Raw genomic sequence first — 6688 nt, forward strand, 5'->3', positions numbered from 1 at the left:
GCGCGATCCGGCGGGCAACGACGAGGAGACCGAGATGACCGAACCGGCAGCCGATGTGCGCTCGTTCCCGATGCCGCGCGAGGCGCGCTGCCCCTTCGATCCGCCGCCGGAACTGCGGCGCGCGCCGCCGGTGTCGCGGGTGCGGATCTGGGACGGCAGCGAACCATGGCTCGTGACCGGCTACCGCGCGGTGCGCGCGCTGCTGGCCGATCCCCGGGTCAGCGCCGACGCGACCCGGCCGGGCTATCCGTTCTCGACGGTCGCGCTCGCCGCGAGTGTCAAGCGCGGCAACACCTTCATGTCCATGGACGATCCCGAGCACGCGGTATACCGGCGCATGCTGACGAGCTACTTCTCGATCAAGCGGATCGAAGCCATGCGCCCGGGGATCCAGCGGATGGCCGACGACCTGATCGACGCGATGCTGCACGCCGGCGACGCGGCCGATCTGGTGGCGGCGTACGCGCTGCCGCTGCCGTCCATGGTGATCTGCGAATTGCTCGGCGTGCCCTACGACGAGCGCGGGCGGTTCCAGCGGCTGGCGGGCACCTCGATCTCGACCACGTCCACCGCCGAGCAGGCCCTGGCGGCCGCCGACGAGATGCTGGGGCTCATCGGCGCGGTGGTCACGGCCAAGCGGGCGCGGCCCGGACCGGACATTCTCACCCACCTGGTGTCGCAGGGCGAGCTGTCCGACCGCCAGATCGCCGGTATCGGCCGGGTGCTGCTGCTGGCGGGACACGAGACGACGGCGAACATGATCGCGTTGGGTGTCGCCGCGCTGCTCGCGAATCCCCTACAGCTGCAGCGATTTCGCGACGCCGACGACCCGGCGTCGACCGCCGGTGCGGTGGAAGAGATCCTGCGCTATCTCACCATCGTCCACCACGGCAGGCGTCGGGTGGCGCGCGAGGACCTCGAGGTCGAGGGCACCCTGATCCGCGCGGGCGAGGGGCTGATCCTGGCCATCGAGTCCGCCAACCGCGATCCGAGCGCCTTCGAGGGCGATCCGGATGTGCTCGACGTCGCCCGGCCCGCGCGCAACCACCTGGCCTTCGCCTTCGGCCCGCATCAGTGCCTGGCGCAGGCGCTGGCCCGGGTCGAACTCCAGATCGCCTATCGCACGGTGTTCCGCCGGATCCCGGGCCTGCGTCTCGACGCCGACCTCACCGCTCTGCCGTACAAGCACGATATGCGCATCTACGGCCTGCACGCGCTGCCGGTGCGGTGGTGAGCGGGCCCGCGCCGACCGACGGCACGGTGACCGTCGACCGGAACCGCTGTATCGGTGCGGGGCATTGCGTTTCGGCCGCGCCCGGCACATTCGATCAGGACGACTCGGGCCTGGTCGTGCTCGTCGCGGGCGGCGCGGCGGCGGACGGCGACGACGTGCGCGCGGCCGCCGAACTGTGCCCGGCGGCCGCCATCGCGCTCGTCACCGGTGCGCCCCCGCCGGGACCCCGCAGAGAATGCGATTGATGTTGGCCTCGTCGAAGAACTCGACCGGCGACACGATGCCCGCGTTGATCGCGGCGAACGCGTCCATCGCCTCCTGATTGCCCTGCATCGCGCGAACCAGCCGCTCGAAATCGGCGGACGCGGGTTCCAGCCGGGACAGATGGGTGGTGTGCTCGTACACCGCCTCGTTGCGTGCGTCCCGGGTGCGCTGATAGTCAGCCATGGCGGCGTCGAACGACGCTGTCCCGGTGAAGGTCTGGTCGATCGCCGTGCTCAGCAGCTCGGCCCCCTGGAAGGCGTCGGTGATGCCGAGCGCGGTGATGGGGTCCTTGTTGTAGGCGGCGTCGCCGACCAGGGCCCAGCCGGGACCGTAGGGCTTGCGGAAGTAGTTGGCCACGGCCGCGCCGACGAACGGCTCGACCCGGGTCGCGCCGCGCACGCGTGCCGCGAACTCCGGCGAGAGTTCCAGTGTCCGCAGGTAATTGCGCTCTATGTCGGCTCGGAACTCGTTGCGCCGCGCCATCGGCCAGGCGACCACGAGCATGGTGAGCCCGTCGTTGGTGGGCTGGGCCGCCCACACCCGGCCGGGGCGGATGACCACCTCGAATCCGTCGACGGGCAGGTCCCGCCAATAGGTGTAGTACTGGTACTGGCCCTTGGGATGCTCGTTGTACCGTTCGGCGCCAACGGCTTTGGCGATGCGGGAGTCGCGGCCGTCCGCGCCGACGACCACCCGGGCGCGCTCCACCACGGAGGCGCCCCGCGCGGTGTGCCCGATGACACCGACCACCCGGCCGTCCTCGAACACCGGCGCCTCGACGGTGAAGTGCTCGCGCACCTCCGCGCCCGCGGCCACGGCCCCGTCGACCAGGATCTTGTCCAGCAGCGTGCGCCGCGGCGCGTACGCGGTACTGTGGCCCGTGGCCGTGCGGGCCGTGCCGGACAGCCGCACCGGGCCGCTGTCGAAGCCGAAATCGAACGTGTACTTCTCGATGGGCGGGGTCCCCGCCGCGACCACCGGAGCCAGCAGGCCCCATTGTTCGAGCAACGCCACCCCGGGAGCCTGCACCATGTGCGTGGACACCGTGTCGCTCGGGAATGTCGAACGGTCTACCAGTAGCACACGATAGCCCTTGCGCGCCAACAACATTGCGGTGGGTGCGCCCGAGCAGCGAGCCCCGACGACAATGACATCGTATTTTGTCGTCATTGCTCGTATCCTTCCTAGGAAGCGTGATCCGACAATGAAATCACTGTAGCGTTGTACGAGCATTCCGGCGAACATTGTTGTGCGGCCGGAGCCCGACGGTGAAGGAGTGCCGATGACTACCGACCTGCGCACCGGCTCGGTGCGAGTGCCCGGGGCGACCCTGCACTACGAACTGCGGGGCGAGGGCCCGCTGCTGCTGATCTCCGACAGCGGCGGCGGAGAGGTCCGGCGCAGCACCGAGATCGCCGCGCGCCTCGGTGACGCCTTCACCGTCGTGACCTACGACCGACGCGGTTTCGCCCGCAGTCCGCTGGACCGGCGCGGTGCCCCGGTGCCCGTCGCCGTCCACGCCGACGACCTGCGCCTGCTGCTCACCGAACTGACCGACGCACCGGCGCACGTCCTCGGCTGCGCGCTCGGTGTCCTGCCCGCGCTGCACGCCGTACTCGCCGCGCCCGCATTGTTCGCGACGGTGGTCGCGCACGAACCGCTCGCGCCCGCCCTGCTCACGGGCGCGGATCGGGCCGAACACGTGGCCGCCTTCGAGGAATTGGAGGCCGACTACCGCGAGCGCGGCCTGCCCGCCGCCGTGGTCCGCATTTCCGCGATGCTGGGGGCGGGCGCCGCCGCGCAGCACCGTGTCCAGCACAGTCTCGACCACGATGCCGCGGCCACCGACCCGGCCGTGGCGGGCCAGCGCACCGCCAACTTCGACTTCATCCTGACCAACGAGATCCCGCAGGCGCGAACCACTCCGGTGGATGTCACCGCGCTGCGGAACACGCCCGTGCCCGTCGTCGCGGCGGTGGGCGAGGCGACCGACCCGGCATTGTTCGGCAGTCGCTGCGCCCACGCGCTGGCCGCCGCGCTCGAGACCGCGGCGGTGCCATTCCCCGGCGGCCACAATGCGCATTTCACCCATCCCGTCGAGTACGCGCGGCGGCTGCGCGACGTGCTCGGCCGGCGATCCGCGCCGGCACAGCCCTGAGGAGATCGACCATGAGCCAGTCGACCGCGGCCGTCTTCAATCCCTTCGAACCGGGGTTCACCGACGATCCCTACCCGCAGTACGCGCGACTACGGGCCGAGGCCCCGGCGCACGAACATCCGCTGGGGTTCTGGTTTCTCGGCCGGTACGCCGATGTACAGGCGATGCTGCGGTCCGAGCAGTCCGTCGAACTGGAGAACCTCGGGCCCGGCCGCTATCGCGACATGAACGAGCAGCTCTACGGCCGGGTCGGCACGCCGCGGCTGGGCGGGTTGTCGATGCTGGACCGCGATCCGCCGACGCATACCCGGCTGCGCAAACTGGTCACCAAGGCATTCACCCCCCGTGCGGTGCAGGCGCTCGAGGCCCGGATCGCGACACTGGTCGAGGCCCGGCTGGACGAGATCGCCGCCGCGGGCACCGCCGATCTCGTTGCCGCGCTGGCCTTCCCGCTGCCGTTCGAGGTCATTTCCGCGATGCTCGGCATGCCCGACACCGATCACGTCCGGGTGCGGGAGCTGGCGGCGGTGCTGGCACGATCCTTCGAGCCCGGTGTCGATCCCGAACTGGCTCGCGCGCTCACCGCGGCCGACGAGGAGCTGGCGGGGATCGTGCGGGAGGTCATCGCGTGGAAGCGCGCCGACCCGGCCGACGACCTGATGTCGGCGCTCATCGCGGCCGAGGACGACGGCGATGTCCTGGACGACGACGAACTGGTTGCGCAGGTCGAACTCATCTACCTGGCGGGCTACCACAACACGGTCAACTTCATCGCGAACGGGACGCTGGCGCTGCTGCGCAATCCCGATCAGCTCGCGGCGTTGCGCGCGGAACCCGGCCTGATCGATAACGCGATCGACGAGGTGCTGCGCTACGACGTGCCGACGCAGGCCCTGCGGCGAATCACCGTGCGGCCGTTCCCCGCCGGTGATGTCGTCATCCCGGCCGGCGCGTTCGTGCTGACCAGCCTCGGCTCGGCGAACCGGGACGAACAGTTCTGGGGACCGGATGCCGACCGGCTGCGCCTGGATCGCGAGAACGCGCGAGCGCACCTGTCGTTCGGCGCCGGTTCCCGCTTCTGCCTGGGTTCGGCACTGGCCCGGATGGAGGGGCGGCTGGCGATCGGCGGCTTGGTGCAGCGGTTCGGCAAGCTCCGGCTGGACGGCGACGTCCGCTGGAACGGCCGGGTGAACCTGCGCGGGCCGGAGACACTGCCGATCTCCGTCTGACCCGCACCGTTGCGAGGGGATGCGATGACTGACACTCCGGATACCGAACTGGTCGAGGCTCTGCGGGCGTCGATGCGCCGCGTCGAGCGCCTGCGCCGGGAGAACCGCGAGCTGCGGCTGGGCCGCGCGCCCGAGCCGCTGGCCGTGGTGGGCATGGCGTGCCGATATCCGGGCGGCGTCGCGTCGCCGGACGACTTGTGGCGGCTGCTGGCCGAGGGCCGGGACGTGGTGGGGGAGTTCCCGGCCGACCGCGGCTGGGATGTGGCCGGTCTGTTCGACCCGCGGCCGGGCACGGAGGGCAGGTCGTACACCCGGTCGGGCGGTTTCCTCGACGGTGCCGCCGAATTCGACGCGGCGTTCTTCGGCATCAGCCCGCGCGAGGCGGTCGGCATGGACCCGCGCCAGCGGCTGTTGCTCGAGGTGGCCTGGGAGGCACTGGAATCCGCGGGGTTCGATCCGGAGGGGTTGCGCGGCAGCGATACCGGGGTGTTCGTGGGTGTGGCGTCGCCGCAGGAGTACGCGGCGCCGGGTCACGGCATTCCCGCGACCGCCGCCAGTGTGGTGTCGGGTCGGGTGTCGTATGTGCTGGGTTTGGAAGGTCCTGCGGTGACGGTGGATACGGCGTGTTCGTCGTCGTTGGTGGCGTTGCATCAGGCGGGGTTGTCGTTGCGGGCGGGGGAGTGCTCGCTGGCGCTGGTGGGCGGGGTGACGGTGATGGCGTCGCCGGAGGTGTTCGTCGAATTCTCACTGCAAGGCGGGCTGTCGCCGGACGGCCGCTGCAAGTCCTTCGCGGCGGCCGCCGACGGGACGGGGTGGTCCGAGGGGGTGGGTGTGATTGTGGTGGAGCGTGTTTCGGACGCGCTGCGCCACGGTCACGAGATTCTGGGGGTGGTCAGAGGGTCGGCGGTGAATCAGGATGGCGCGTCGAACGGTTTGACCGCGCCGAACGGTCCGTCGCAGCAGCGGGTTATTCGTGCGGCGCTGGCGAGTGCGGGTTTATCGATGAGCGATGTCGATGCCGTCGAAGCGCACGGCACGGGAACGACTCTCGGCGACCCGATCGAGGCGCAGGCGATCCTCGCGACCTACGGGCAGGACCGTTCCGGTGACCGCCCGCTGTGGCTGGGCTCGATCAAATCCAATCTTGGGCACACCCAGGCGGCGGCGGGTGTGGCCGGAGTGATCAAGATGATTCTGGCGCTGCGTCACCGCACGCTGCCCGCCACCTTGCACGTCGACCGCCCCACCCCGCACGTGGACTGGGCGGCCGGGAATGTCGAGCTGCTGACCGAGCCGCGACCGTGGCCGAGTGCGGATCGTCCACGGCGCGCGGGTGTGTCGTCGTTCGGCATCTCCGGCACCAACGCGCATGTGATCGTGGAGGAGGCGCCGGAGCAGGCCGTGCCCGAGGTTGATCGGGCCGGTCTGCCGGTGATTCCGTGGGTGCTCTCGGCGCGCTCGCCGTCCGCGCTGGTCGCGCAGGCTGCCGGGCTTCGTGAATTCCTCGCCGCGCGAACGGAATCGGGCTCGGTCGACATCGGATGGTCGCTGAGTAATCGTTCGCGGTTCGAGCACCGCGCGGTGGTGCTCGGCGGCGATCGGGACGAGTTGCTGGGGGGTCTCGGCGAGATTGCCGAAGGGCGGGCGGTGCTCGGCGGGCCCGCGGTGTCGGGTGGTGTGGTGTTGGTTTTTCCTGGTCAGGGTTCGCAGTGGGTGGGTATGGGTCGGGTGTTGTTGGGGGAGTCGGTGGTGTTTGCGGAGCGTTTTGGTGAGTGTGAGGTGGCGTTGTCGGGTTTGGTGGGG

General features: G+C 70.5%; 6 protein-coding genes. 5 read left to right on the forward strand and 1 reads right to left on the reverse strand.

The window, feature by feature from the left end; genetic code table 11:
- Positions 1-34 precede the first annotated feature (34 nt).
- Positions 35-1234: a cytochrome P450 gene (locus QH470_RS21870; RefSeq protein WP_280274214.1), complete on the forward strand. Its 1200-nt coding sequence runs from the start codon at positions 35-37 to the stop codon at positions 1232-1234.
- Complete coding sequence (locus QH470_RS21875; RefSeq protein WP_280274215.1) at positions 1231-1479, forward strand: ferredoxin; 249 nt, start codon at positions 1231-1233, stop codon at positions 1477-1479. Before QH470_RS21870 ends, QH470_RS21875 begins: the two co-directional genes overlap by 4 nt.
- Here the strand turns inward: QH470_RS21875 and QH470_RS21880 are convergent.
- The gene (locus tag QH470_RS21880) at positions 1436-2668 is read right to left on the reverse strand and encodes an NAD(P)/FAD-dependent oxidoreductase (protein ID WP_280274216.1); all 1233 of its coding nucleotides are present in this window, start codon (positions 2666-2668) and stop codon (positions 1436-1438) included. The genes QH470_RS21875 and QH470_RS21880 overlap by 44 nt on opposite strands.
- 112 nt (positions 2669-2780) lie before the next feature.
- Between QH470_RS21880 and QH470_RS21885 the strand changes: the two genes are divergently transcribed.
- The 3 genes from QH470_RS21885 to QH470_RS21895 all read left to right on the forward strand — a co-directional run.
- On the forward strand, positions 2781-3656 hold the full coding sequence (locus tag QH470_RS21885; protein WP_280274217.1) for an alpha/beta fold hydrolase: 876 nt from the start codon (positions 2781-2783) through the stop codon (positions 3654-3656).
- 11 nt (positions 3657-3667) lie between these two features.
- A complete protein-coding gene (locus QH470_RS21890) occupies positions 3668-4885 on the forward strand; it encodes a cytochrome P450 (protein WP_280274218.1) in 1218 nt (405 codons plus the stop codon).
- A gap of 24 nt (positions 4886-4909) precedes the next feature.
- A partial coding sequence (locus tag QH470_RS21895; RefSeq protein ID WP_280274219.1) for a type I polyketide synthase occupies positions 4910-6688 on the forward strand: 1779 nt, incomplete at its 3' end.

The sequence above is a fragment of the Nocardia wallacei genome, from assembly GCF_029868745.1.
Taxonomy (GTDB): Bacteria; Actinomycetota; Actinomycetes; order Mycobacteriales; family Mycobacteriaceae; genus Nocardia; species Nocardia wallacei_B.

What these genes read in the sequence shown, in the direction of transcription:
- QH470_RS21890 (WP_280274218.1), top strand. Translation starts at nt 3,668, where the DNA reads ATGAGCCAGTCGACCGCGGCCGTCTTCAATCCCTTCGAACCGGGGTTC.
- QH470_RS21870 (WP_280274214.1), top strand. Translation starts at nt 35, where the DNA reads ATGACCGAACCGGCAGCCGATGTGCGCTCGTTCCCGATGCCGCGCGAG.
- QH470_RS21885 (WP_280274217.1), top strand. Translation starts at nt 2,781, where the DNA reads ATGACTACCGACCTGCGCACCGGCTCGGTGCGAGTGCCCGGGGCGACC.
- QH470_RS21880 (WP_280274216.1), bottom strand. Translation starts at nt 2,668, where the DNA reads ATGACGACAAAATACGATGTCATTGTCGTCGGGGCTCGCTGCTCGGGC.